The organism is Paenibacillus lautus, from assembly GCF_050482385.1.
Lineage (GTDB): Bacteria > Bacillota > Bacilli > Paenibacillales > Paenibacillaceae > Paenibacillus_AQ > Paenibacillus_AQ lautus_B.
This window is the reverse complement of the sequence record NZ_JBCNHV010000003.1, coordinates 350,385-375,053: the sequence shown is the minus strand read 5'-3', so window position 1 is coordinate 375,053 and position 24,669 is coordinate 350,385. Positions and strand designations below refer to the sequence as shown.

The 24,669-nt window shown below is 50.1% G+C and carries 23 protein-coding genes; 4 read left to right on the top strand and 19 right to left on the bottom strand.

All coding sequences use genetic code 11. The features are described 5' to 3' along the window. Positions 1-36 precede the first annotated feature (36 nt). From ABEW73_RS07050 to ABEW73_RS06985, 14 genes are all read right to left on the bottom strand, one after another. Positions 37-1,647: an extracellular solute-binding protein gene (locus ABEW73_RS07050; protein WP_430162847.1), complete on the bottom strand. Its 1,611-nt coding sequence runs from the start codon at positions 1,645-1,647 to the stop codon at positions 37-39. Positions 1,648-1,896: 249 nt separating this feature from the next. Beyond that, the gene (locus ABEW73_RS07045) at positions 1,897-2,271 is read right to left on the bottom strand and encodes a hypothetical protein (RefSeq protein ID WP_430162844.1); all 375 of its coding nucleotides are present in this window, start codon (positions 2,269-2,271) and stop codon (positions 1,897-1,899) included. Next, positions 2,264-3,196, bottom strand: a complete 933-nt coding sequence (gene sdaAA, locus ABEW73_RS07040; protein ID WP_430162842.1) for an L-serine ammonia-lyase, iron-sulfur-dependent, subunit alpha — start codon at positions 3,194-3,196, stop codon at positions 2,264-2,266. Before sdaAA ends, ABEW73_RS07045 begins: the two co-directional genes overlap by 8 nt. Continuing rightward, complete coding sequence (gene sdaAB, locus ABEW73_RS07035) at positions 3,193-3,876, bottom strand: L-serine ammonia-lyase, iron-sulfur-dependent subunit beta (RefSeq protein WP_430162839.1); 684 nt, start codon at positions 3,874-3,876, stop codon at positions 3,193-3,195. The genes sdaAA and sdaAB overlap by 4 nt, the downstream gene beginning before the upstream one ends. Before the next feature lie 39 nt (positions 3,877-3,915). Next, on the bottom strand, positions 3,916-4,998 hold the full coding sequence (locus ABEW73_RS07030; RefSeq protein ID WP_430162837.1) for a dihydrodipicolinate synthase family protein: 1,083 nt from the start codon (positions 4,996-4,998) through the stop codon (positions 3,916-3,918). Then, entirely contained in the window at positions 4,998-6,014 is a 1,017-nt protein-coding gene (locus ABEW73_RS07025; RefSeq protein ID WP_430162835.1) for an NAD-dependent epimerase/dehydratase family protein, read from the bottom strand. Before ABEW73_RS07025 ends, ABEW73_RS07030 begins: the two co-directional genes overlap by 1 nt. A gap of 417 nt (positions 6,015-6,431) precedes the next feature. After that, positions 6,432-8,327, bottom strand: coding sequence for a M56 family metallopeptidase (locus ABEW73_RS07020; RefSeq protein WP_430162832.1), 1,896 nt, complete (start codon positions 8,325-8,327; stop codon positions 6,432-6,434). Continuing rightward, positions 8,327-8,737 (bottom strand): BlaI/MecI/CopY family transcriptional regulator, encoded by a 411-nt coding sequence (locus ABEW73_RS07015; RefSeq protein WP_430162829.1) that lies wholly within the window; start codon positions 8,735-8,737, stop codon positions 8,327-8,329. Before ABEW73_RS07015 ends, ABEW73_RS07020 begins: the two co-directional genes overlap by 1 nt. A 186-nt stretch (positions 8,738-8,923) precedes the next feature. Continuing rightward, positions 8,924-9,661 (bottom strand): hypothetical protein, encoded by a 738-nt coding sequence (locus ABEW73_RS07010; protein ID WP_430162827.1) that lies wholly within the window; start codon positions 9,659-9,661, stop codon positions 8,924-8,926. A 479-nt stretch (positions 9,662-10,140) separates the two neighbouring features. Beyond that, positions 10,141-10,275 (bottom strand): hypothetical protein, encoded by a 135-nt coding sequence (locus ABEW73_RS07005; protein WP_256720511.1) that lies wholly within the window; start codon positions 10,273-10,275, stop codon positions 10,141-10,143. A 131-nt stretch (positions 10,276-10,406) separates the two neighbouring features. Further along, positions 10,407-11,501, bottom strand: coding sequence for a DUF4349 domain-containing protein (locus ABEW73_RS07000; RefSeq protein ID WP_430162825.1), 1,095 nt, complete (start codon positions 11,499-11,501; stop codon positions 10,407-10,409). A gap of 234 nt (positions 11,502-11,735) precedes the next feature. After that, the gene (locus tag ABEW73_RS06995; protein WP_430162823.1) at positions 11,736-11,879 is read right to left on the bottom strand and encodes a hypothetical protein; all 144 of its coding nucleotides are present in this window, start codon (positions 11,877-11,879) and stop codon (positions 11,736-11,738) included. 62 nt (positions 11,880-11,941) lie between these two features. Then, on the bottom strand, positions 11,942-13,273 hold the full coding sequence (locus ABEW73_RS06990) for a hypothetical protein (protein WP_430162821.1): 1,332 nt from the start codon (positions 13,271-13,273) through the stop codon (positions 11,942-11,944). A 295-nt stretch (positions 13,274-13,568) separates the two neighbouring features. Beyond that, complete coding sequence (locus ABEW73_RS06985) at positions 13,569-14,021, bottom strand: SRPBCC family protein (protein WP_430162818.1); 453 nt, start codon at positions 14,019-14,021, stop codon at positions 13,569-13,571. 204 nt (positions 14,022-14,225) lie between these two features. Here ABEW73_RS06985 and ABEW73_RS06980 point away from each other — a divergent pair, with 204 nt between their 5' ends. Both ABEW73_RS06980 and ABEW73_RS06975 read left to right on the top strand, forming a co-directional pair. Then, on the top strand, positions 14,226-15,038 hold the full coding sequence (locus tag ABEW73_RS06980; protein ID WP_430162815.1) for an AraC family transcriptional regulator: 813 nt from the start codon (positions 14,226-14,228) through the stop codon (positions 15,036-15,038). Positions 15,039-15,050: 12 nt separating this feature from the next. Further along, the gene (locus ABEW73_RS06975; protein ID WP_394057942.1) at positions 15,051-15,509 is read left to right on the top strand and encodes an SAM-dependent methyltransferase; all 459 of its coding nucleotides are present in this window, start codon (positions 15,051-15,053) and stop codon (positions 15,507-15,509) included. 107 nt (positions 15,510-15,616) lie between these two features. Here the strand turns inward: ABEW73_RS06975 and ABEW73_RS06970 are convergent, their stop codons facing one another. Next, positions 15,617-17,233: a Na/Pi cotransporter family protein gene (locus tag ABEW73_RS06970; protein WP_430162811.1), complete on the bottom strand. Its 1,617-nt coding sequence runs from the start codon at positions 17,231-17,233 to the stop codon at positions 15,617-15,619. 107 nt (positions 17,234-17,340) lie between these two features. Beyond that, positions 17,341-18,954 carry an ATP-binding protein gene (locus ABEW73_RS06965; protein ID WP_430162808.1) on the bottom strand — a complete coding sequence of 538 codons (1,614 nt, stop codon included), beginning with the start codon at positions 18,952-18,954 and terminating at the stop codon, positions 17,341-17,343. Positions 18,955-19,193: 239 nt separating this feature from the next. Between ABEW73_RS06965 and ABEW73_RS06960 the strand changes: the two genes are divergently transcribed. Continuing rightward, positions 19,194-19,805, top strand: a complete 612-nt coding sequence (locus tag ABEW73_RS06960; RefSeq protein WP_430162805.1) for a hypothetical protein — start codon at positions 19,194-19,196, stop codon at positions 19,803-19,805. Positions 19,806-19,969: 164 nt separating this feature from the next. Here ABEW73_RS06960 and aspA read toward each other — a convergent pair whose 3' ends face one another. The 3 genes from aspA to ABEW73_RS06945 form a co-directional block, all read right to left on the bottom strand. Next, positions 19,970-21,400: an aspartate ammonia-lyase gene (gene aspA / locus ABEW73_RS06955; protein ID WP_430163055.1), complete on the bottom strand. Its 1,431-nt coding sequence runs from the start codon at positions 21,398-21,400 to the stop codon at positions 19,970-19,972. Between the two features lie 247 nt (positions 21,401-21,647). Continuing rightward, positions 21,648-23,015: an ATP-binding protein gene (locus ABEW73_RS06950; RefSeq protein WP_430162802.1), complete on the bottom strand. Its 1,368-nt coding sequence runs from the start codon at positions 23,013-23,015 to the stop codon at positions 21,648-21,650. Beyond that, complete coding sequence (locus tag ABEW73_RS06945; protein ID WP_430162799.1) at positions 23,012-23,731, bottom strand: response regulator transcription factor; 720 nt, start codon at positions 23,729-23,731, stop codon at positions 23,012-23,014. Before ABEW73_RS06945 ends, ABEW73_RS06950 begins: the two co-directional genes overlap by 4 nt. A 158-nt stretch (positions 23,732-23,889) precedes the next feature. Here ABEW73_RS06945 and ABEW73_RS06940 point away from each other — a divergent pair, with 158 nt between their 5' ends. Then, a complete protein-coding gene (locus ABEW73_RS06940; RefSeq protein ID WP_430162797.1) occupies positions 23,890-24,615 on the top strand; it encodes a hypothetical protein in 726 nt (241 codons plus the stop codon). The last annotated feature ends 54 nt before the right edge of the window (positions 24,616-24,669 follow it).

Genomic DNA, 24,669 nt, shown 5'->3' with positions numbered 1-24,669 from the left:
CCCGGATACCGCCATCACTCCTATTACTTCTGCAGATTAATTTGTGGCTTCATCCAATCTCTTCTGGGCTGCGTTGAAAATATCGACGAGTTGCTTGGCTCCCTGCTTCTCAGCCTGGACCTGCCATTGCTGCCACTGCGCATCGCCGTAGTTTTTGTTCAGAATGTATTTCGCGTTAAATTCATCCGCCAATTTTTTCAGCGAGGTTTGGATTTCCGCAATCGTTGCGGTTTCGTCATCCGTAAAGTTCACAACCGGATCAAGCGGCTCGAATTTATTGCCGTTCAGCAGCTTATCCTGAGCCTCCTGTTCCTTCTCCGTGTAGTTGAAGTACACGCTGCGCTTATCGGAATTGACATACAGGCCTTGCAGCCACAGACCATAACGGTCCTCCAGCACGCTGATGTCCACCAGCGGCACGTCGGTCAGCTCCGGATAGACGACTTTATCGCCTTCCATCTTGAACGTCTCGCCTTCCACGCCCATCGTTACCAGCGTTGCGCCGGACGGGCTCGTCAGGTAGTCGAGCAGCTTCAGGGAGGCTTCCTTGTTGTCGTTGTTTGCTACCGCGATGCTGAAGCCGTTCGTGATGCTCTCGATCGTCTTGCCGTTCCCGGTCGGTCCAACCGGATTTCCGTATCTCAGGTCATAGTTCGGATTTTGGTCCTTAACCTGGTTGTAGAACAGGTCCAAGCGTCCAATCCAATCATATGTGACAAAGGATTTATTGCCTGACGTCATTTTCGCCGTCCAGGAATCATCGGTGTCCGTCATGAATTCCGGATCGAGCAATCCTTCATTGTACAGCTTCTTCATGAAATCGAGCATTTCTTTATGCTCCGGCTGTATAGTAGCGTATTTCCACACCTTTGCAGTCTCATCGTAATACGTAGGATAGTTGGCTCCGCCGATTCCCCAGCCGAAGGCCCAATCGCGGAAAATATGTTCCTTGGTCTTGGAAGCGTAAGGATAGGAGTCCGGATAGACTGCCTTCAATTTTTTGAGAGCCTGGTAAAACTCATCGGTATTCGTCCACTCCTTGATGCCCAGCTCGTCGAAAATATCTTTGCGGTACAGGAAGCCGTGGTTGACGTCACGGTTGATGTTTGCAATGGGCCAGGTATAGATGTTACCTGATTCGTCTCCGAAGGACGGAATGACCCACGGATTCTCATCCACATACATTCTTTTGAAATTCGGCAGCATGTCGAGATATTCGTTAATGGCAACGACCGCTTTCTGCTTACCGATCTTCTTCAGCTCCGGAGGCGTCAGCCCGTGGATAATGTCCGGGAGCTTGCCGGATGCAACGGTTACTTTCAGTTTGTCTTGAAAGGTAGCCGAGGAATAAGCTTGGAAATTCACCTTGATGCCGGTTCGCTTCTCGATTTCCTTGGCAAGCAAGGAATCGTTCAGGTTGGTTTTCTCGCTGACGACCATCCAATTGATCGTTGTCGGTTTATCAACCAATGGAAGCGCGAGACCTCCTGTATCTCCATATTGATCGGGATCGGCCGGCGCCGCTGGAGGTGACGCTGTGTCTCCGCCCGTTTCCGGAGCTGCCCCTTTCCCCCCTCCGCTGCATGCGGCCAGGATCGAAACTGCGAGTGTGAATACGAGAGCCATACGAAACCACTTTTTTGACATTTGCGTTCCTCCTCTAAATCCATCATTTGAATGTGGCTGACTGAATCTGTGTGATCGCTATTCTACCCCCGTCATTTCTTCTCATCTGTGCGTGTTAGCTTATTCGTCTGGACTACGTTTCAAATGGCAAGATGCTCCCTATCACTCCTCCTTGTTGGCGAAGATTCCTAGCTTCAGCGCAGGGAATATTCTAAAATCACTCGGCAGCCGATACCGATGCTCCGGCACGGATTTTTCTACCCATCCACATCATAAAAACGCTTTCACAATTCGTAAAGAAGCGTATTTCAGCGAGATGCTGTTTTTTCTCACCCAAGCCGCTAAAATGCCAAAAAACCGCATGGTATCAGTCTTTTCTGGCATGTAGAAAATGCTAAAGCGGTAGAAATAGATAAGAAAAACGTCTATCGACGTACTTAAGACAGACCGCGCTTCAAAGGTTGGTTTTCTTGCGATATGGAATTTCATCAGCGTAGCTAGATAACTTATAAATTCTATATCTAAAAAAAAATGAGGGATTTCATATCGAAATCCCTCACGGAGCATGTTAAATTTTTTCTCTTCCTCATCATACATTAGAGAAGCCGAACGCCTTGGGCGTAAAACGGGAACGAATTCATTCACCCGCTTCGTCTTTCTTTGCTTTGGAACCCTTTTCCCGCAATTTCTTGCCTTCCTTACCGTACAAGTCCTTCAGGATTTTCTTGCCGGTCGGCGTTTGTGCAAGACCGCCCTTCGCCGTTTCCCTGTGCTTGGACGGCATAGCCGTGCCGACTTCCAGCATCACGTCAATAACTTCATCGGATGGAATAACACTGCGTACGCCGGCAAGCGCCATATCCGATGCCGCCAGTGCTGTCACGGCCCCGAAGCCGTTGCGCACGATGCAGGGGATCTCAACCAGTCCGCCAACCGGGTCGCAGATGAGCCCCAAGGAATTTTTCAGTGCAAGTCCAACAGCATGAACAGCCTGCTCCGGCGAGCCGCCTCGAAGTTCAGTCAAAGCACCTGCCGCCATACCGATGGCTGAGCCAACTTCGGCTTGACAGCCGCCCTCCGCACCGGAGATAAACGAGTTGTTGGCGATAACGTAGCCGATCGCGCCTGCGCTGAACAGCCCCATCACCAAATGCTCGTCTTCCCAGCCAAAGCGTTCCTGGGTGCTAACGAAAACCCCGGGAATAATGCCGCATGAGCCCGCTGTCGGCGTCGCCACGATGCGCCCCATGGAGGCATTCACCTCGGACACGGACAGGGCGTAGGCCAGTGCCGTACAAGCGTCGGTTCCGAGCGCGGGTACCCCGCTGCTCATATATTGATGGACGCGTACGGCATCTCCGCCGGTTAGGCCGCTTTTGGAAGGGACGGGTTCATGGATCCCCCGGTGCACCGCTTCCTTCATGATGCCGTAATAATCGGCCATTTGCTTGAACGTCTCGTCCCGGCTTTTCCCCGTTTCCTTGATCTGTTCATTCAGCATCAGCTGGCCAATCGTAACCTGATCCTCCCGGCAGCATGCGATGATCTGCTCCAGCGTAGAAAACTTCATGACTGCACCTCCTCTACTGTCAAATCCGCAACGACGACCCGGTGCACGCTCGGCAACCCTTCGATATGCTTCATCAACTCAACCGGAACCGCTTCATCCGACTCCACCACCGTCATGGCATCACCGCCTCTTCCCTTGCGGTCGACATCCATATAGGCAATGTTGACGCCGCCGGCCTCCAGGAGCCGGGTGATATGCGCGACCATGCCCGGCGTATCGTCATGAAAGACCAGTAGCACCGGATAATTCATCGTAAACTTGACGTCGAAGCCGTTCACGCGCAGCATTTCCACGCTGCCTCCGCCAATGGAAGCGCCTGCAATGACATCGGTATGATCGCCGTCCGTCAGCCTCAGCTCCACGGTATTCGGATGAAAAGCCACATTCTGTGCCGTCTTGAATTTAAGTTCAATGCCTGCCGCTTCGGCCAGCTCAATCGAATTCCGGATACGCATATCATCCGTGGCAAAATCGAGCAATCCGCCCACGACAGCCAGATCGGTGCCGTGCCCGCGATAGGTTTCGGCAAAAGATCCGTAGAACACAATTTCCGCTTGATCGGGGAATGCTCCAAATATGCGCCGCGCAGCCCTTCCGATCCGCACGGCCCCAGCGGTATGAGAGCTCGACGGCCCCACCATACTGGGCCCAATAATAGAAAACACATCTTTAAACCGCATTCGCGATTCCCCACTTTCAACTATTCTGCCCTCATTGTATCAGTCCGCCAGCCAACTTTCCAAGTGATCTTGAATAAAATCGTCATCGTTCAGATGCGGATAATCCCGGTAGACTCTGTCAATCTCCTCGGATTGGCCAGGAGACAGCGTCTCATGCGGATTTAGGCACCATGTGCCTTGCAGCAGCCCCTGCCTGCGAAGCACCTCATGGATGCCCGGAATACAGCCTGCAAACTGATGGGCGGGATCAAAAAAAGCTGCATTGGAGTCGGTAATCTCCACATTGCGTGTCAGCCACTCCTTCGCGAATCCCTCCTGTGTGCGCGCCTCCTTGATCTCTTCCAGAAGCTCGACCGCTTTCTTGGTCCAGACTGCCCAATGACCGAGCAGACCGCCTACGATAGGCTTGGCGACCAGCGTTCCGTCCACCTGGAATCGATACGTTGTCAACAAATCGTTGACGATGTTATCATCGTTCCCCGTATAAAGAGCAATGTCAGCTCTGCGGCTCGAATAACAGACGGCACGGACGACGTCCATCGTCTGGTAACGGTTGAAGGGAGCCATCTTGATCGCAACGATATTCGGAATTTCGGCAAAGGCGCGCCAAAAGTCGAAGGAGAAGATGTTGCCGCCAACCGATGGCTGAAGATAGAATCCGATCACCGGCATCCTCTGCGCGATCTCCTCCGTACGCTTTAGAATGTCTTCTTCACTCCATCCGCTTAAACCGCCCATGCTGAGGAGGACGGCGTCATAGCCGAGCTTGCGGGCGATCTCCGTTTCCTCCACTGCCTGCTCCGTGGGGCCGCACACGCCGGCCACCATCATGAACGGCCGATCGAGCTCCGCCTTGCGAATCTCTTCTGCCGCAAGTCGCAGCACCGGTTCATACAAGTCGATGCCCTTGTCGCGGATCTCGAATTGGGTCGAATGAACGCCGACCGCAACACCGCCCGCACCGGACGCCGCATAATAGCGCGTTAATGCCCGCTGGCGTCGTTCGTCCAGCTTCCGATTCTCGTCCAAAGCAAGCGGGTGAGCCGGTATAACGAGCCCTTCATGCAGAGCTTTAAGCTTATCGGGGGCCAAATGTTGAGTTGCAGGAACCTGTCCGCTCATTAGAATTTCCCCTTTCTCTCTTGGAAGTGAGTCGGCTTATTCCAGCTCTCGCCGCCGGATTGCACCCACGCTGCGGTCCAGTCGAGCATCTGCAGCAGAGACACCTTCGGATAACCGAACAGCTGGTGGGATTTCGCAGCATTGTTCAGGAGTGCGGTCTCGGATTCCGTACCCGTAAAGGTCACTTCCTTGCCCATCCGTGCCGCCAATTCCTGTGCCGCCCAGCGGATCGACATCGTCTCCGGTCCGGTAATGTTGATGATTTCCGGAGGGGAGCTGCAGTGCAGGAGCGAACGGAGCGCCATCTCGTTGGCATCCCCTTGCCATATGATATTCGCATGCCCCATCGCCAGGTGAATCGGCCGGTCTTCGTGGATCGATCTGGCCAGCTCATGCAGAACGCCGTACCGCATGTCGATGGCATAATTCAGTCGGTAGATCGCCATCGGCGTACCATTCTGGTGTGAGAAATATTCGAAGACGCGCTCTCTGCCGAGACAGGACTGCGCATACTCTCCGACCGACTCCGGCGCTACCGATTCGTTGACTCCGCCGCTGCCCACCGGTGAGAACGGATATACATTTCCTGACGAGAACACCACCATGCGGGATTGCTTGAACTTCTCGGCCACCCGGCCCGGCAAGTACGAATTCATCGCCCAAGTAAAATATTCACGACCGGTCGTGCCGAATTTATTGCCCGCCATATAGATCACATTAGGAGCCTCGGGCAACCGCTGCAGCTCCCCATCGTTCAGCAGGTCGCACGAAATTGTCTGAACGCCCGCCTCCTCCAGCTCACGTCTGGCCTCCTGGCTCGAGAAACGGGATACGCCGATGATCCGTTTGCCGCCACCGCCTTCGCGTACGGCGTTGGCTGCCAGCCTTGCAAGGCTGGGACCCATCTTCCCGCCGACACCCAGCACAAGGATATCCCCCTCCAAAGACGCCAGATCGGCAACAAGATGTGCTGAAGGCTCAGCCAGCTTCGCTTCTAATTCTGCAACGGTTAACATGAACAATCTCCTCCTCCGATTGATGATTCATCCTCATCATACGGCCCCGCTTGATATAAAGACAAATCTTTAAATCGTCTTTAAATAGACGGTGATGTGTCTTTTCGTTGTATACTTTTTCCGACCAACCCAAAGAACCTCCAAATCTATGGAGGTTTTGGTTGAATATAGTTTAAGCTCTTTTGGTCAATTCATTACTGACGTATACCATATAATAATCATTCGGATGATTCTCGAGCAATTTGTTAATTCTGACGATTTCCTCTTTTATTACCCTTTTTCATAAGTCATATCTCCTTGTGGTATTTGTTGTTTTCTATTTATATAACAATACCAATCAAGGGATTTGTAGCATGAACGTAAAATGATATTCTAACGTTGGCCAGCATCGGCTTCAAAGCCCTTGCCATCAAAATATTATTTCTGCACCGCTTCTTTCAGAATCTCGACCTTCTGTTCCTTGGACATATCCCATGTGGTTGAAATGCTGTATTCAAAGCCGCCATCATGCCAAAAAACGTATTTTGGATAGATATCCGCCGGGAAGTCATCCTCAAAGAAACCTTTCTTCTTACTTCCCTCTGAGTCCAACGTATATTTAGAAATGGCCAGCGTGTTTTTCCCGTTCGTATATTCTAGACGGACGGTTGCCGCCTCTTTCCAGTCTATCTTTTTCGCGTAGATGGGTTTCCCGCTCTTCTTGCCTTCGGCCTTTACTTCATCGAGGAACTTTCCTTCGGTTGGACCTTCAATTCTGGCTTTGGAGAACTTATACCCCTCAGGCAGGTTGGCAGGCTGCTTCAGGATGGAGCCCTCCAATGTGGAAGCTCTTTTCAAATAATCCTCGTAAGTAGAGAATTCTTCAATCCCTCCCCAATAACTTAGGTCGAGTCCGCTATTAAGATCCTTATATTTATGATACAGAACGTACATATCACCTGTCTCTTTACTTAGCTTTTTCACTCTATTGGTCTCAGCTTCGATATACTTCTTTTCCTCTGGAGTTAGAGCCTTGGCTGCTGTTTCTGCTTTTTTCTGAGCCTTTTCCAGCTCCTTCTTGTAAAGCTCTCGGTCTATATTCCCCTCGGGATAGATAATATCCTGATTATTATTCACAGCAGCTTTTAAATCCTGTTCCGATTGCACGGAAGCCTTTGGTGTTACGCTCCCTGCGTCGCTTTCCTTGGCATTAACCAACGTCACGCTGCCAAGCGCGAGAATCATCCCTAACCCTAGAATAGACAGGCGGTAGGATTTTTTGTTGAATTTTTTAATCATCGTAAGTCTCCTTTTCATCTCTTTATGTGTGGCGGACAAGCCGGCAAGTCCCGGCTGATGATGGCTGCCTGAAAAATGCTCCAGCACATGGAGGATCGTTTGTCCGTATGCATTGTTTTGCTGCGGGCTCATCCGATTCAAGGCGCATGCATCGCAGGCCATCTCCTGGTCTTGTCTTGCTTTACGTACGGCTAGCCATAATAACGGATTAAACCAATGAATGATCAGGATGATATGCATCAACCAGTTCACGGCAACGTCCCGTCGCTGAATATGTGCGAACTCATGCGCCAGAATATATTGAAGTTGATCCTTTTGCAGCGTGATGAGCAGACTGGGCGAAATGACGATCGCCGGTTTGCTAAAACCGACCACGGCAGGCCCGGGAATTCGCTCGCTGGCCACAAACTGTACTTTTCGCTTCACGCCTAATTGCTGTTTCGTCTCGTGAAATACTGCCGATAAAAAAGGCGTATCCATATTTCGGCCCGCTCGCAGAGCTTGTTTCAATCGAATCTGGTCGTAGGCCGTTTTCGCGGCAAGAAGCAGCACGCCCGCAAGCCAAACCGACATCAGTATACTGGTGAAGCCCATTTGCTTGAACCCACTCCACCAGAAGTGCGTTTTCTGCGTGTTTTCTAATTCACGGGGCGGAATTGGCGCTTCCCCCGTTTCCCTTATAAGGCTGTTTCTCTCTACTATGAAAGATTGCTCTACATGAGCTGCGCTCTCGGCCCCTGACCCTTTCCACAAATTATGCCAGAACGACGAACCTTGATTTTGCTGATGAATACCGGGTGCTATGGCCTCCAGAGACAAAACATTGTATAGGCTAAGCGAGGATTCCGGTGCCCAAGGGAGCAGCAAGCGAATGGCCACAGGAAGCCAAATCCAGTATTTCCATCTGGCTTCAATCTTGTTTCTTAATAGAAATTGCAGGATCAGGACAAGTACGATCAGGATGGAGGCCATGAACGATCCGCGAATCACCCAGCCGAAAAAAAACAATAAATTTTCATGCAATGTAGAACTCATCAGGGCTCTCTCTTTTCTGTTTCCCCGTCGCTGCTGTTTTCGTCAAACAAAGCCTTTAGATCCTCGATTTCCTGCGCATTCAGTTTTTTGTCCTGCAAAAAGTTGGCCAGCATCGGCTTTAAAGCTCCCCCATAAAGTTTTTTCATGAAGGATTTGGTTTCGGATTGCAGATACTCCTGCTCGCTGATGATCGGATAAAATAGTTGGGTGCGCTTTGAACCCTGTTCCAGTTTCGCACCCGCTGCTTCCTTCTGCACCAGACGACTGAGGAGCGTCCGGGTCGTATTGGGGCTCCACCCCATTCGATCCGTCATTTGTTTTACGACCTCGCTGGAAGGGCAGTCCGGATTTGCCCACAATGCGCGCATAATCTCCAGCTCCGCATCCGTAATTGGTGGTATTTGATTCATGCATGAAACCTCCAAAGTCAATTTACTCAGACTACATATGTAGTTACAATAAACATGCTACATTTGTAGTTTGGTAATGTCAACATGTTTTGGTAGAGAAAAATATCTCGTTTTGTTACATGCAAAATGGTTCACACCGTCTGTTGGAACGATGATCTACAAAAGAACCCTGTTTGGCTCAACATATTATTTTTTTACCGCTGCTTTCAGAATTTCAATTTTTTGTTCCTTAGGCATATCTGTGGTGGTTGAAATGCTGTATTCAAAGCCGCCTTCATGCCAAAAAACGTATTTTGGATAGATATCCGCCGGGAGGTCACTTTCAAAGAAACCTTTCTTCTTGCTTCCCTCTGAATCCAATGTAAATTTAGAAATGGCCAGCGTGTCTTTCCCGTTCGTATACTCAAGACGGATGGTTGCCGCCTCTTTCCAATCTATCTTTTTTACGTAGATGGGTTTTCCACTTTTTTTACCTTCGACTCTCACTTCATCAATGATCTTTCCTTTTGTTGGACCTTCAATTCTCGCTTTGGAAAACTTATATCCCTTTGGCAGGTTGGTAGGCTGCGCCAAGATGGAGCCTTTCAAGGTAGAAGCTTTCTTCACATAATCCTCGTATGTGGTGTAATGTTTGATCCCTCCCCAAAAGCTTATATCGAATCCGTTATTCAATTCCTTGTATTTATGATACAAGACAAACACATCATCCGATTTTTCAGCCTGCTCTTTAACCCTTTTCATCTCATTTTCGATAAACTTTTTGTCCTTTGCTGGTATAGCCTTGGTTGATTTGGCTTCTTTTTTCACAGCAGTTTTTGGGGCCGCCGTCTGGGAGGATGCCGCCTCCGCCGCGAGGTTTACGGAAGAACCCAGTAATAAAATGCTGCTTAGTGTTGCGATTGCTACTTTTGTTGCTGCTTTCATTTGGTAAAGCTCCTTTCCTATTAATCTTCACTCTCAAAAACTACAGCTGTAGTTGCAAGTTAATACTACAACCGTAGTTCAATAATGTCAACACGTTTGTGCAGAATTTTTTTGTTTTCGTTGAATACAAAAAAGACCCACAGCGTCTGCGGATCAAAAAGAGCCCATGCAATCCTGTAGTAGACTGACATGAACTTGTTTACATGATTTTTTAGGCTCGGGCCCTAGATTGATTAGGAGTAAACCGTCACTTTAAAATTTCCCTTGCCCTCTCCCAGCCTCCAAACATTTCTAGTCCGTTATCAAGCCGTACGGGGTTATTCCTGCGTGAGATCAGCATGGAGACCACAGAGAATAGCGGACCTTGAAGATCTTATTCGTGTTCAATTTTTTGAAAATCGTCCGAAAACGCACAGTCACCATCTGGCCGTCGATCATCGTTGCGAGAGTATCCTGACAATAAAAAAAGCCCCCTGATCTCAGGGAGCAAACGAAACGTTCAGCACGATGTGTCGAAGCACGAGGAAGGCAATGATAAAGGAGGCTGCCAGTCCCAGCATCGTGAAGATGACAATTTTCTCAACGCGAGTAAATTTGACCTTCGTTTTATTCATTACGATCACCTCGTATTCCATTATAGTACAAATATGATATCCTATTCCAGAAACGTGAATCGGAAGATTTGCCATGTTGACCCGCTGGATGTTATGTGCGTTTTTTGACGTATTCGGGTCTGCTCCTGCCGTTATTCGTCTTTCATTCGTTTCTCCTCGTCCTTTTGGTCTTCCGGATGCCCTTGCTCAGATGTCGGCCCGTTATTGAGCAGCTTTCGTTTACGGGCTACCTCTTCCCGTTTCCGCTGGCCCGATCTTCGCGCCAGCCATAGGATGAGCAGAACGAAGGCCGCGATGACCAATAAGGGAAGCGAGCCGGAAAGGATGACGATAATCCATTGGACGACGATGGTGATCACGTCGATGCTGCCTTGAAAAGCTTGGGAGACCCGCTGCCCGAGCGGTGCCTGAATGGCGGATGTTTTGGGATCATCCTTTTTTTGGGGCGTCTCGTAAAGCCTGATCTCTACCGTGGAATAAGACACGTTTTGGTCAATGTAACGCATTCGGCCTTTCATCTGCTCGATTTCCGATTGAATGCGCTCCAGCTCATTGGCAAAAGCGACAAGGTCGGCTGTTTTGGTTGCTTTTTTCATGAAGGCGATGTACTGCTCCTCCATGATTTGCTTGGCCTTGAGCCTGGATTCCAAATCGACGTATTCCTCAGTCGCGTCCTGTCCTTCGATGCTTCGCTGCAGGTTTTCATGGGCAATGTTCTCCAAACGGTTTAAAAAGGAGGAGAAACCGTTCGCAGGAACTTTCACAATAAACGTGCCGCCTTTTTCGCTGCTGGACTGGGTTTCGCTGAAATTAACAATATAACCACCGGAAAGCGTCACTGAGTTCCGTACTTCCGACTGCGCCTTTCCATAGTCCTGAATCTCCATCACGATATTCGCTTTGTACATCAGTTTTTTGTTGAGCCCGCTTGACAAATCCTGCGAGTTAAACCCTGCGCCGGAAGCCTCGGCAGACGATGGCATATTCGGAAGCTCGGCATCCGCCGAGGCCGGCTCCTCGACGCTCTTTTTGCTCGTCACCGCCGTTTCGTTTTTGGCATCCGCCTCACCTCCATCTGTTTTGTTTGAGGCTTGATCCGCCGTTGTTTCTTGCGATTCGACGGCCGCGGCACCTCCGGCGCTTTTGTCTTGAGAACCCGAAGAGCAGCCGCTGACCAGCAATACGATAAGCATCAAAGCAGCAATCCATGAACCCCGCTTTCTCATACTTCAACCCCCTGATGATAAATATTTTCCATTTTATCTACTAACGGTTCCATCATCTGGAAGGTTGCGGGCGCGCTAAAGAAATTTATCAAGGCAGGCCTTTTGCTCCAAGAAGCCTTTGCTCTCTCCATGCATCGCTTCGCCGTATACGGTAAGTACGAACGTCATTGTCAATGCACCGGTTTGCTCAATTTGGCCTGCAGCTTTTCCGGAACTCTCCCGGCAGATAGCCTGTCATTTCGCGGAATATCTTGAAAAATACTTCTCGTTCGGATAATCGGACTGAACGAAATCCACTGCACCTGTTTGTTCATCTGCCGCGTTTTCACCCTTAACCTCGCGTATGCGCTCGGCGATTCGGCTTACTTTTCCGTTCACAAAAAAGCGCCTCCTCCGTCGCATAACGGAAGAAGCGCCCGTTCCAAAGCATTTTCACAGCGCTACTCCAAAAACGTAAATCTGAAAATCTGCCTTGGTCTCCCCCTCGGGACCTTCTCGATTCCGGCAATCTCGACCAAGTCGTTGTCGGTCCACAGCTGGAGCAGCCGATGTGCGCTGCGGACGGTAATGTCCAGCAGGTGAGCGAGCTCATGGACCTTGTATTCATATTTACCCGAACGGGCACGCTGGTTCAGCAGCTTGCTCAAATAAGCGCTCGTCATCCCGGCGTCCTCTGCCCGTTTGATCAGCCCTGCATCCGTAAAGGACAGCACCTCTTGTACGGGGTCAGCCATCTCCAGCGGTCCGATCAGCGTCCCATCCTCGCGCACGATAAAGCAGGCGTTGCCGCCAACCTCCTTGGATTTCCGCATCGCGATGCGCGCATTGGTTCCCGCCATGCTGGCCGACTGGCCGAAACCCATGCCGATGCTGAGCGAAATACCATAGGTTTTGTTCACGTCTTTAGCCAAGGGAATCGTTTTGTAACCGCCGGTTTCCCGTTCAAAGATACCGCGCGTCGTGAAGAAAAGATACTCGTCCCCGCCCAGATGGGTCAGATAGCCGTCCAGCGATTCCACATAATCGAGCACCAGCCGGTGAATATCCAGCTTCAGCTTCTGCACCTCGTGCTCATTATTCCGTCTTAACGCCTGGGTTCCGAAATCGTCTATATTAATCATTCCGACTACGATCTGCCCTTCCCTGCTACGGCGGGATGCCGTGGACAGCAAAGCCCGCTCCAGTGATACCACGATATCCTGATCAGAAGGCAGCAGCCACTCATTTGGGACCCCTAGCCTCGTCAGCTCATGGGCCACCGATTCCACGCCCGTGAACGCAATGGAGCACCCGCCGGATTCATATTGAAGACGGTGAAAATCAATCAGATTCCCCTTCGGGGCATAAGCAGGTCCATCGTAAATAACAGCTTGTACAGCCGGGATACCCAGATCCCTTATCGTCCGGACCACCATCGTCTCGGTTAAGGTATCCACCGATATGCCACCAGCCAGTCTTCCCCGCTGCCCGGCATGGAATAGCGCTTTATATAAACCCGCGTCCGTGACGGGGACATAATGCACAGGGATTGAGACCTGTCCGAGCTCCTTCACCTTGCGCTGGGACAACGGATCCGAAAGGAACAACACCTCAACCTCGCCTCCGATCCGCTCAGCCAGTGCCGGCGCTTCGTCATCATCCTGAAATACAAGCGGCACGGGATCAAAGGAAGGAAAGGTTTCAATGACCTTCATGATTTTATCAACGATCGTCTGGGTTCCGATAATACCAATACGAATTTGCTGGACAGGGAGCTGCCTCCGCTCCGTCATGTTTCCTTCACTCCCCTCTTACCCATTGCCGAGAAGCCGCTTATCGGCAAGCCGGCATGGATACCTAAATCATACCCGCTATCGAAGATTTGGCAAGTGAAATTGGCCAGCGGGATTCATTACTTTTCAATTCCATCCATGCTGCCTACCTCTATAAATCCCTACAAAAAAAGAGCCATTACGGCTCTTTAATAGGCTTTCTTTAATATATAACGAATCCATAAATCATGCGCACAGTGCGCGGTCCGGGCATGCTTGGATGCTATCGACCATATGCCGATTCTTCCCCATGAGGCTACCAGCCCAGATCCAGGGTCTCCCCCGTCTCCGCATAGGTCTTCAGAATGCTCATGACCATCCACCAGCTGTCCGCTGCCTTGGCACGGGACGGATGATCCGGCGTGTATTGATCATTGACGAGCGTCAGCTTGGTACATTTCCCTACCGGCTCGAGGGTGAACGTAATCCGAGACTCCAGCTCCTCATGATTCGCGTAATACGACGGACCCGGATGTTCGGACAGACTCAGTCTCTTCTGCGGCTCATAAGCCAGAACCTTCCCATAGACATGAACCGTCTCCTCTCCGTCATTCCCCGGACCCACATAAGCGTAAGGCTCCCCGATTTCAAATGAAGATCTCAGCTCGCTCCCGAAAAAAGTGGCCCGAGTTCCCTCCGGCAAAGTTAAGGCATCCCATACCTTCTCCGGCGAAGCACCGATATAAAACTCATAATGTAACGGCTCCATTGTAGTTTCCTCCTACCATCCATGAAATGCACAGTAAGACCGGCTTGTCCTCCTGTGATATGATGATGTTATCAAGCAGCTGCGATCCAAGTATTGTAAAAATGCGACAGGCTGCAACCTGTAGAATCACTTCAAGCTCTAGTCCCGTGTGAGGGCCAGTGGACCATCGATCCAGGCCTGTTACGGATTATCGGAGGTGTCTATGTGTCCATCATTCAGCATCCTCATCAGTCCAGCCTCGGCATTCTGAACATGAAAAGAGCCGGAGAGAAGTTCCAGCTCCTGCGAGTTCCCCCATCCAGGGACCTTTCCTATTTCATCAAGCATTACTGGATCATTCATTGGGATTTAACCGATCAGGAGCCTCATCTGCAGGATGTTGTTCCTAATCCCTGCGCCAACTTGGTTGTTCAGCCCCATCGAACCGCTTTTTACGGCGTATCCAGTACCAGACATTCCCACCATCTGGAGGGCAGGGGGCAAGTATTCGGGATCAAGTTCAGGCCCGGCGGGTTCTATCCGTTCATAAACACGTCCATGGACCGTTTGACGGATTCCTCCATAGGGACTATGGAGATTCTCCAAGCCGAGCCCTATACGCTGGAGCAGCAGCTATTGACCGCAGAGGAACCGGAGCAAAAGGTTAGGTACATGGAGGAGCTTATTCGCCGCGTTCTCCCCGCAGAAGACGAACAGATCGAACGGATTCATACCATCATTGATCGGATTCATCACAACCGGGACATCATTCGGGTCGAGCAAGTTTGCGAATGGTTCCAGATGAGCCCGAGATCGCTTCAGCGCCTGTTCAAGCAATACGTCGGGGTAAGTCCTAAATGGGTGATTCGCCTGTACCGGCTGCAGAATGTCGCCGAGATGCTTGAAGGCCTTGATCATCAGGATGTGCTGGAGCTGGCCATGGACATGGGTTATTATGACCAGTCGCATTTTATCCGGGATTTTAAGGCGGTGATCGGTAAAACACCAGAAGTATATGTAAAGGAACGAGAATCCTGAAGGAGGTACAGCATGTATACGATACAGGCGATCGGAACGATCCATAACGAAAGAAAGGCGATTCAGGATGATTACTGGGGGGATGTTATCTCGGAGATCAAGCTCGGCGAAGAATGGGATGAAAGCTCCCTGGATGGGATTGAAACGTTCAGCCATCTTGAAATCATCTATGTATTCCATCTCGTCCAGGACGACAGCATCCAGTACGCGGCGAGACATCCGCGAAATAATCCGAGCTTTCCCAAGGTCGGTATCTTCGCCCAGCGGGGCAAGAACCGTCCCAACAAGCTAGGAGCCACCATGGTGGAGTTGGTAAGCAGAGAGGGCAGGTCCGTTTTCGTTAAAGGGCTAGATGCCATAGACGGAACTCCCGTCGTTGATATCAAGCCTGTCATGGAGGAATTTTTGCCGAAGACGAAGACCAAGCAGCCCGAATGGGCTACGGACATCATGTCCCGTTACTGGGAATAATCATTAATTACTCCTCATACAAACAAACAACGCTGCCGTGCCTGTCCTTGAGGTTCAAGGGACTGGCCTGGTCAGCGCTGTTTCCATGGAATCCATTTCTGTTAAGCCTACTCCTCGTGCATGACGAATTGAGCGATATTCTTACTGTGGTCTCCGACACGTTCCAAATTGCTCAGAATATCCAGATAGACCGCTCCGGAGTTTCCTGTGCACAGATTCTGGTTCAACCGCTGGATATGACTCTTACGGAACTTAACCTCCATCTCGTCCAATTGCCGCTCATAGTCCAGCACCTCTTGAGCTGCGGCCACGTCATTATGTTCTAACGCAGTCAGCGCCCGTTCCACCGCCTTGTCGGCTAGGGACAGCATTTCCTTCAATTCGCGCCCGGCTTCCTCTGAGAACTCAACCTTTTTATTGATGCTGAATTCGGATAGCTCCACGATATTTTCCGCGTGATCGCCGATCCGCTCAATATCGTTTACCAGTTGGAACCAACCGGAGGCTTTTTCGGACTCGCCTTCCGGCAATCCGTTTTGCTGCTGGATTTTCACCATATAATCCGTGATTTTTCGATTCAATTCGTTGATTAGCTCTTCCTTCTGCAGGGCGAGTTCCCCCACCCGGGATTCCCTGCTGAAAAAGAAAGTAGACGCATCATGGAGAGTCTCCCGGGCATACTGCCCCATGCGCAAGATTTCATGCTGTGCTTGTCCAAAAGCAACCGCCGGTGTGGCCAGCAAACGTTCATCCAGATAAATCGCCTTAAATTCAAACTCCTGCATCTTGCCAGGAATAACCTTGGTTACGATCCACGCCAGAGCCGGAATTAATGGCAGGAAGATCAGGGCATTGGTTGTATTAAAGATGCCGTGAGCGTACGCGATCTGCATACGGATATTGACGCCTTCTCCCAGCCATAACACCAGGGAATGCACGGGAATCAACAGAATCATAAAGATAATGGCACCGATGACGTTAAAGATAACGTGAACCAGAGCCGTGCGCTTCGCGGCGACCGTTGCGCCGATCGAGGCGAGCACTGCGGTAATGGTTGTCCCGATGTTATCGCCAAACAAGATCGGTAACGAACCTCTCAGGTTGATCATTCCTTCGTCTGCAATGGTCTGCAATATGCCAATGGTAGCGCTTGAGCTCTGGACAACCATCGTGAATACAGTACCTACAACGAGCGCCAGGAAAGGCTGATCCTTCAACTGAATCATAAAGTCAGTAAAGGCTGGAAGCTCACTTAGCGGCTTCACGCCGCTGCCCATGGTGGATAGCCCCAGAAAAAGGGTCCCAAAGCCAAAGACCACCTGGCCGATATATTGGAATCTTTTCTTGTTAAAGAAAAATAAAAAGAACGCCCCTACCGCAATAATAGGCAGTGCATATTCTTCGATTTTAATCCCCACGATAAATGCAGTCATTGTCGTGCCGATATTGGCCCCCATAATGACGCCTATGGCTTGTCTTAGTGTCATCAGCCCCGCATTAACCAGTCCGATCGCCATCACGGTCGTTCCGGATGAGGATTGAATCAGTATCGTGACCCCGACACCGACCAACACGCCCAGTACCGGATTGGATGTGTATCTCTCCAGCAACCCGCGCATTTTGTCTCCTGCTGACTTCTGTAGACCGTCCGACATATACTTGATGCCAAACAGAAAAATGCCCAAGCCGCCGACAAATTTAAATAGGATGTCCTGCCAATCCAAGAAATAAGTCCTCCTTTAGATGTTAATCTCGTAGTGTGGCTATAAAAACCCTCTAAATAATTTAGCACAATATCAAAACAAGATATACCTATCTAAGTTTCGACATATTACGAGATCGGCAGACTTATTTCGACCGATGTTCCCCGCTCTTCCTCGCTCCGGATGACAATCCGGCCATTGTGGCTCTCCATGATCCGGTGGACAATCATAATGCCAAGGCCATTGCCGTCGGGCTTGGTCGTATGAAAAGGCTCCCCAATCCGCTGAAGCACGTCATCCGTCATGCCGGAGCCGTTATCCGTAAAAATCACTCGTTGATATCCTTCCTGCACATCCAGATGAATGTGAATGTTCCCGCCATGCGGCAAGGCTTCCATCGCATTCTTCAGAATATTAAGAAATACCTGCTTAATCTGGTTTCGATCACATAGAATCGTTGCATGCTGCCCGATGCATTGGGTCATGTCGATCCCGCTAAGCTCCGCCTGAATGGCAAACAGGTGAAGTACTTCTGCCAGAATCTCACCGCAGTCCTCTAGCTTAAAGACCGCAGCCTGGGGCTTGCCCAGAATCATAAATTCCCCTACCATCAGATTAGCCCGCTCCAGCTCGGACATAATCAGGTCATAGTGCCGAAGGCAGGCGTCCTTATTTGCTAACTGGAGCATTCCCTTCACCGTGGTGAGAGGATTACGCACTTCATGAGCGATGCTTACGGCAACCTGACCGGCAAATACCAGCTTTTCCGTATTCCGCAGCACTTCCTCCGTACGCTTCAGCTCTGTAATATCACGAAGAAAACCCACCACCCGCATGAGCTGTCCCTCACGGTCATAAGCAGGCTGAACATCAAGTATATAGTGATTCATGTTACCGGAAATCTCAAGCGAAAGCTCTTCTCCGATGCAGATTTGCTGCCGGTGTATCACTCGCTCATAATACTCGCCAATCGGCTTAATTCCGAATACCGATCGACCCACATATCGGGTTCGGTTTCGGTCGCTACCGTCCGGGCACAGCAGGCTTAAGCTGGTTTCGTTCATCTCCAGAATCTGACCCTTTGCATCGGTAATGATTACGCCATAATGATTCGTCCCGAGGAGCACCTGATTCAAGGTCTGCAGCTGCGTGTTCTGTTTGCGGGTAACCATCTCCCGTTCCAGGGAATCGGCCATCGTGCACAGCAAAGCATGCAAATGCGGGTGAACAAACTCTCTGTGCGTCATTAAAGAAATCGTTCCTAGGATCAACTTGCCATCCTCGCCATGGAAGGGAGCCGAATAACATGCCATGCGGTGAAGAATGTGATGAAAATGGTCCTCTCCTATCAACGTAAACGGCCGCTCATACCGGAGACACAGATCAATCGAGCTTGGACCGTCTTCTTGGCAATAGCCGTTGCCCTCGGCAATACCCAAATACCGGGCTGTTTCTATAATGGTCGGATCCCCTTCCATATCAAGAATGAATCCCTCGTTATCCGTAATGGTAATCACGACAGGATTTCCTGATCCGGAGGAAAGGAACTTATTCACGAAAACTTGGATCACTTCAATGTACTCTTTATATTTTGCACGCCTTGCGGCCAATACCTCATCATTCAATCGATTCGTATGTGTTGGAACAAGCTCCGGGTTCATCCCCTTGTCTATACACTGCTGCTTCGTTTGCTGAATGATTTCCTGATCAGTTATTTCACCACATTGATTATCCAAAATCACATACCCCTTTTTATCATACTGCCACTTTAATGTAACCTAACGTTTATTCTATCACTTTTATCGGCAGATGGAGTCTGCTGGTAAACTTAATAGAATGTGAACATGGCAGCGTTCATCTTAACATTTATGAAAATATACGGGATAAGCAGAACTTTGGAAGCATATTCTTTTATTCTTCTCCTGGTTATGTAACTCTTTACAGGAAATATCCGTTTAGGATGTAAAGGAGATGAGAATCCATGTTCAAACCCAATATTGCGTACCTGTTCCTCATAGCCGTTCTATTTCTTGGAACAGCCTGCTCGAGCAATCAAGCTGAAACGCCGACTTCATCATCTGAACCTGCGACTACTGCAGTGATTGACTATAACAGTACGGCGGAGAACGTATTTTCATTATATAAAGCGGAGGAGATGAGTAGCGAGGATAAAGTCAAGAACATGCTTGCTCAATTGGAAGGCATAGACTGGACAGAATATAACCGCCTGAGTAATGGCAAAACATTGGCGACTCTTGAGCTGCTGTATACCCACCGCTCCCTTATCAAACCCGAGCATTACAGAAGCCTGTTCCTGGCAACAACAAATCTCGACGGCGCCTCTGCCGAGCAATATGCCGCCATCGCAGGAGAATTGTTTACCAAAGACACGGAAGGCGTAGTTCAAGCACTTGCTGATTTGAGTGACGATGCTAACAGGCAAAGCGTCATTTCGAGTATTGCTTACCATCTTGGTTACCAAGATGTTTCACAGGTGAAACAAGAGCTCGAACAATGGCAAACGGATAAGGGGCTGGGGGATCCCGAGAAAAACGTCATCTCCTCCCTTATAGCCGCGCTTAACAATCCATAATACCAATCATATCTTTGCCCCTGCCGCGTCATATCGTCACACTCGACTCAAACGGTTTCACAAGCCTTATCTATGTCATCAACCCGAGATAACCGACAGCAAAAAAAGCCGACCAAGATCTGCATCTTGGTCGGCTCTTTGTATCGGTAAAACAAGGGTACGCCTTATTGGTTCAGCAGGAACTCTTCTCCGGCAATGCCTGGAGATGTCATATGGTAAGGGTCCAGGATGACCTGGATCTGTTCCTCTGTCAAAAGACCTTGCTCAAGAATAATCTCCTTGATGCTTTGGCCTGTCTTCTGGGCTTCCTTCACCAGTCTGGAGGCTACGTCATAACCCAGATGCGGGTTCAATGCCGTAATAATGCCGTAGCTGTTATCTACGAAGTACTTGCAGCGTTCCTTATTCGCTGTAAGATCGACCATCAGATTCTTGTAGAACACATCCATGCCGTTCTTCAGGATTTTGAGGGAATGCATCAAGTTGTTCGCTGCGACCGGAACCATGACGTTAAGCTCGAATTGCCCGGCTTCGCATGCCAAACTGATCGTATGGTCATTGCCGATAACTTGAAACGACACCTGGTTCATGACCTCGGCCATCACCGGATTGACCTTGCCCGGCATAATCGACGAACCCGGTTGTCTTGCCGGCACGTTCAATTCGTTCAAGCCCGCTCTCGGGCCGGAAGCCATCAAGCGGATATCGTTGCACATTTTCGAGAAGTTCACGGCACACACTTTGAGCGCAGCCGACAATTCCATATACGCATCGGTGTTCTGGGTGGCATCGACCAAATCCTCGGCTTGCTTCAAGGAGAAGCCTGTCTGCTCAATCAAATGCTGGACAACGCTGTGCATATAGTCAGGTGTTGCATTAAGCCCCGTACCTACGGCCGTCGCCCCCATATTAACGACTAACAAACCTTGCGCCGCCCGCTCGATCCGATTGATGTCACGCGTCAAAACATTGGCATAAGCTCCGAACTCTTGTCCGAGTCGAATCGGTACCGCATCCTGCAGATGCGTGCGTCCCATCTTGATGACATCGTCAAATTCCTTGGCCTTCTCCTGAATGCCGGCAACCAAGGTCCGGAACACCTCAAGCAGATTCTGCGTCAGACGGTAAGACGCAATACGGATCGCCGTCGGGATGGCATCGTTCGTGGATTGCGACATATTGACATGATTATTAGGATTGCAGTAGAAATACTCAGCCTTCTGTTTTCCCAAAATTTCCAACGCGCGGTTCGCCAAGACCTCATTCATATTCATATTGATCGAAGTGCCTGCACCGCCCTGGATGGAATCGACAATGAATTCGGAACGGAGATTGCCCGCGATGATCTCGTCTGCCGCCTCTATAATGGCACTGCCTATCTTTTTCGGCAGCAGGCCAAGCTCCATGTTCGCCAGGGCTGCGGCTTTCTTAACCTCGCCCAGTGCAGAAATCAATTCTGCATGAATGGGTACCCCGCTAATTGGAAAGTTCTCTACCGCCCTAACCGTATTAATGCCGTAATAGGCTTCCACAGGAAGCTGTTTTTCCCCCAGAAAATCTTTTTCAATTCGATACTGCATATCCATGGACAACATCACCATCGCCTTTTGATTATTTTGTATCTTGCTTGTCACCTGTTATCATCCAGCTTGCCCGGATATATACAGAATTCTGCCTTCTAACTTGAAATCCTCTATAGCTTACGCGTTTTGTTAGAGAATATTGAATGATATGTGCGAATACGCAAAAAAAGAGACTTTATTTAAGTATAAATACCCAAAAAAGTCCCTCTTACCCCATCGTGAACTTTCATTCGTGAATATTGATTGGGGCACACATGAATTAGACCATGCTGGTCTTCCTATACGGAGGGAATCCTACCGAGATGACGGCCCCACCCTCTGTGCGATTCCCTGCCGTGATCAGACCTCCGCAGCGTTCCACAATGGCGCGGGCAATAGCCAGACCCAGACCGGACTCCCCATTCTTGCCCTTCACAAACCGGTGGAACAAATACGGAAGAAGCTCCTCGGATATGCCTTCACCATCATCGGAAACGGTGAGCAATACCCGGCCATTTTGGATACCGGCTTGAATGTATATATGCTTGCTCGCGTGCCTTGCTCCATTCGATACGATGTTCAGGAGCGCCTGCAGCAGCTTATCCCGGTCAGCATACACCATTAACGATTCGTTATCGCCGTAGGCAGGATGCACGAACAATCCTTTTTTTACCAAGACCGGATTGACTCTTTCGATCGTTTCCTCCACGAGCTCCTTCAAATTGACCGCCGTTGCCTTAAATATATCATCCTCGCTGTCCAGCTTCGCGAGCAGCGTCATATCCGTTACGATATTCTTCATGCGGCTGCTCTCACTCATAATGATATCCAGCCCTTTGCGGATCTCTTCCCCTTCGAATACTCCGTCCCGAATTCCCTCCGCATATCCGGAGATGGACATGAGCGGCGACTTCAGCTCGTGGGATGCGTTCTGGAAGAATTGCTTCTGCACATGATTGTACCGCTCCAGTTCACCCGCCATTTCGTACACAGACTCTGCCACTATGCCGATTTCTCCGCTTGCCGACACCCGCTGAACTTCGGAGAACTGGCGCTCTTTCACCTTCTTCAATTCCTCCCGCAGCAGCATGAGCGGCTTAATCAATCTCTTGGTGATGAACAAGCTTAAGATAACCATAATTACGCCCCCCACAGCAAATACGAGCATCAAACGCCCCATCAGCGCCTGCTCAATCGCCTTGATCTTGCTGATTGGAGTAATCAGCGTTACCGTTCCTTGGGGAACTGCCGTGACCTCTGTGAGATACGTATCATTCTTGATGGCAGATTGGAAGGATGTCATCGGATAGTCCGGCAGGACCTGCGCAACCTCACTATACGGATAAGTAGGAACAGCTAACATCGGAGCTACCACATTTCCTTGTGCATCTTGAATAATGACTTCCACATCCGCAATCCGGGAAGCAGCATAGCCGCTGACAACGATCGGCGTGCTATCGATTGGAAGACTCTGTGCGGCGGCCGTCTCCAGCTTTGCCGATAGTTCGGCACCAATGGACTGCATGTCCTTTCTTTGCGTACCGATAAAGTGATCCAGCAGGACGTAATGAATGACGACAGCCGTAACGGAAAGCACGAGTATTAACGATAAGGCAAAAGCAAGATTGATCTGATGCACCAGCTTCATATCGATGATCCCTCCCCATCCACTCTCATTCGGTATCCATGTCCCCATATCGCCTCGATCGGCAGCTGCTCCACTTTCTTGCGCAGCCGTTTGATGAGATGGTCGACCGCGCGGTCGCTTCCAAAATAGTCGTCCCCCCATACGGAGGTCAGCAGTTCGTCTCTGGTAAACGCACGGTTCGGATGCTCGGCAAACACTTTCAGCATCTCGAATTCTTTGTTGGTCATATCCACTTCTCCCCCGTTCCAGAACACGCGCCGCTCCTCCAGCATTAACTGAAGCCGCCCATTGCAAAGCTCCGGGGAAGCCGCCGCAAGCCGAGGGGGACTCTCCACATGATTGAATTTGTACCATCGATTTAGCTGCCGTTTGATTCGGGCAACCAACTCACGGGGACTGAACGGCTTGACCATGTAGTCATCGCTTCCCAGCTCAAGCCCCAATATTTTATCCACTTCGCTGTCCTTGGCAGAGATCATGATGATCGGGACCTCGGCTTCCGCTCGGATCCGCCGGCACAATTCGAAGCCGTCCATGCCGGGCAGCATAATATCTAGCACCCACATATCCGGCGGGTTCGTTCTCCACATCTCCCAGCCTTCCTCCGCCGTGCCAAGGCCCACCGTCCGGTAGCCTTCCTTACGCAAATAAGCTTCCACCAAATTTCGAATATGCTGATCATCATCCACAACGGCGATGAGATAGGATTGGTTCATATAAGTACCTCCGAGCTTAATCTCCTCTCAGTATACCAAGCGGCACGAAGCGAATGGGGAATGCCATTGTTTTTCCACAAATACACCAATGTTCTGCCAATGCTGACTCGTACACTGGGTACTGTAAGACAAACCAAACTGATAAGGAGTGTTATACGATGAAACACAAACTATTTGGCAAGCTCGCCCTTTCCGCTGCCCTTCTTGGAACAGCAGCTCTTCCAGTCCATGCCTCGGGTGCCGAGACCCCAAGCGATGCACCGAACCAAACAGGTAAAAGCGCCCCCGTTGCCACCACGGCAACGATTTCCGTTATGCCGAATCCGTTGGAAGTGGCTGAGAAATACGCCCCGGAAACGGTTCAGGACTGGAAGGAAACGCTGGAGAAGTACGGCAAGCTTGCCGGAGCCGAGGGAACCTTCTTGTTCTCGGAGGCTGCTGCTGTCAATGCAAATAACGGAGATGCACAGCCGGTTACGGGAGATGGCGAATTCGGAATTGCAATTGCCGTGATGGCTACTCCGGCTGCAGATATCAAGGGAGTCATGGACAGCGGGGATATCAAGGAATTCAAAGCGATCAAGGAGCTTGCCCCTCTGGAAGGTACAGCTATCAAAGTAACGGAAGCCGTGAAAACCGACGCCGGCGACGGGAAACACGACGTGATCCATGGCGAGACAGCCAGTTTGAAGGCAGTGAAGATCAGTGATGCAGAAAGTTTGGAAGTGAAGATCAGTGATGAGGATCTGGCGTTCATCCATGCCAGAATCGACCTTTTCAAAGCCGTGGATTCCAAGGACTCCGACTCTATCAAAAAGGCACTGACGAAATTGCTGGACCAATACAAGGAACAGATCGCCAAGCTGGAAGCTGAAGCGAAGTAACGTTATACCGAGCAGCATATGCCGGTGGATGCCTATCCTACTTAAAGCACAAAC

What these genes read in the sequence shown, in the direction of transcription:
- ABEW73_RS07050 (WP_430162847.1), bottom strand. Translation starts at nt 1,647, where the DNA reads ATGTCAAAAAAGTGGTTTCGTATGGCTCTCGTATTCACACTCGCAGTT.
- sdaAA (WP_430162842.1), bottom strand. Translation starts at nt 3,196, where the DNA reads ATGAAGTTTTCTACGCTGGAGCAGATCATCGCATGCTGCCGGGAGGAT.
- sdaAB (WP_430162839.1), bottom strand. Translation starts at nt 3,876, where the DNA reads ATGCGGTTTAAAGATGTGTTTTCTATTATTGGGCCCAGTATGGTGGGG.
- ABEW73_RS07030 (WP_430162837.1), bottom strand. Translation starts at nt 4,998, where the DNA reads ATGAGCGGACAGGTTCCTGCAACTCAACATTTGGCCCCCGATAAGCTT.
- ABEW73_RS07025 (WP_430162835.1), bottom strand. Translation starts at nt 6,014, where the DNA reads ATGTTAACCGTTGCAGAATTAGAAGCGAAGCTGGCTGAGCCTTCAGCA.
- ABEW73_RS07020 (WP_430162832.1), bottom strand. Translation starts at nt 8,327, where the DNA reads ATGAGTTCTACATTGCATGAAAATTTATTGTTTTTTTTCGGCTGGGTG.
- ABEW73_RS07015 (WP_430162829.1), bottom strand. Translation starts at nt 8,737, where the DNA reads ATGAATCAAATACCACCAATTACGGATGCGGAGCTGGAGATTATGCGC.
- ABEW73_RS07010 (WP_430162827.1), bottom strand. Translation starts at nt 9,661, where the DNA reads ATGAAAGCAGCAACAAAAGTAGCAATCGCAACACTAAGCAGCATTTTA.
- ABEW73_RS07005 (WP_256720511.1), bottom strand. Translation starts at nt 10,275, where the DNA reads ATGAATAAAACGAAGGTCAAATTTACTCGCGTTGAGAAAATTGTCATC.
- ABEW73_RS07000 (WP_430162825.1), bottom strand. Translation starts at nt 11,501, where the DNA reads ATGAGAAAGCGGGGTTCATGGATTGCTGCTTTGATGCTTATCGTATTG.
- ABEW73_RS06990 (WP_430162821.1), bottom strand. Translation starts at nt 13,273, where the DNA reads ATGACGGAGCGGAGGCAGCTCCCTGTCCAGCAAATTCGTATTGGTATT.
- ABEW73_RS06985 (WP_430162818.1), bottom strand. Translation starts at nt 14,021, where the DNA reads ATGGAGCCGTTACATTATGAGTTTTATATCGGTGCTTCGCCGGAGAAG.
- ABEW73_RS06975 (WP_394057942.1), top strand. Translation starts at nt 15,051, where the DNA reads ATGTATACGATACAGGCGATCGGAACGATCCATAACGAAAGAAAGGCG.
- ABEW73_RS06960 (WP_430162805.1), top strand. Translation starts at nt 19,194, where the DNA reads ATGTTCAAACCCAATATTGCGTACCTGTTCCTCATAGCCGTTCTATTT.
- aspA (WP_430163055.1), bottom strand. Translation starts at nt 21,400, where the DNA reads ATGTTGTCCATGGATATGCAGTATCGAATTGAAAAAGATTTTCTGGGG.
- ABEW73_RS06950 (WP_430162802.1), bottom strand. Translation starts at nt 23,015, where the DNA reads ATGAAGCTGGTGCATCAGATCAATCTTGCTTTTGCCTTATCGTTAATA.
- ABEW73_RS06945 (WP_430162799.1), bottom strand. Translation starts at nt 23,731, where the DNA reads ATGAACCAATCCTATCTCATCGCCGTTGTGGATGATGATCAGCATATT.
- ABEW73_RS06940 (WP_430162797.1), top strand. Translation starts at nt 23,890, where the DNA reads ATGAAACACAAACTATTTGGCAAGCTCGCCCTTTCCGCTGCCCTTCTT.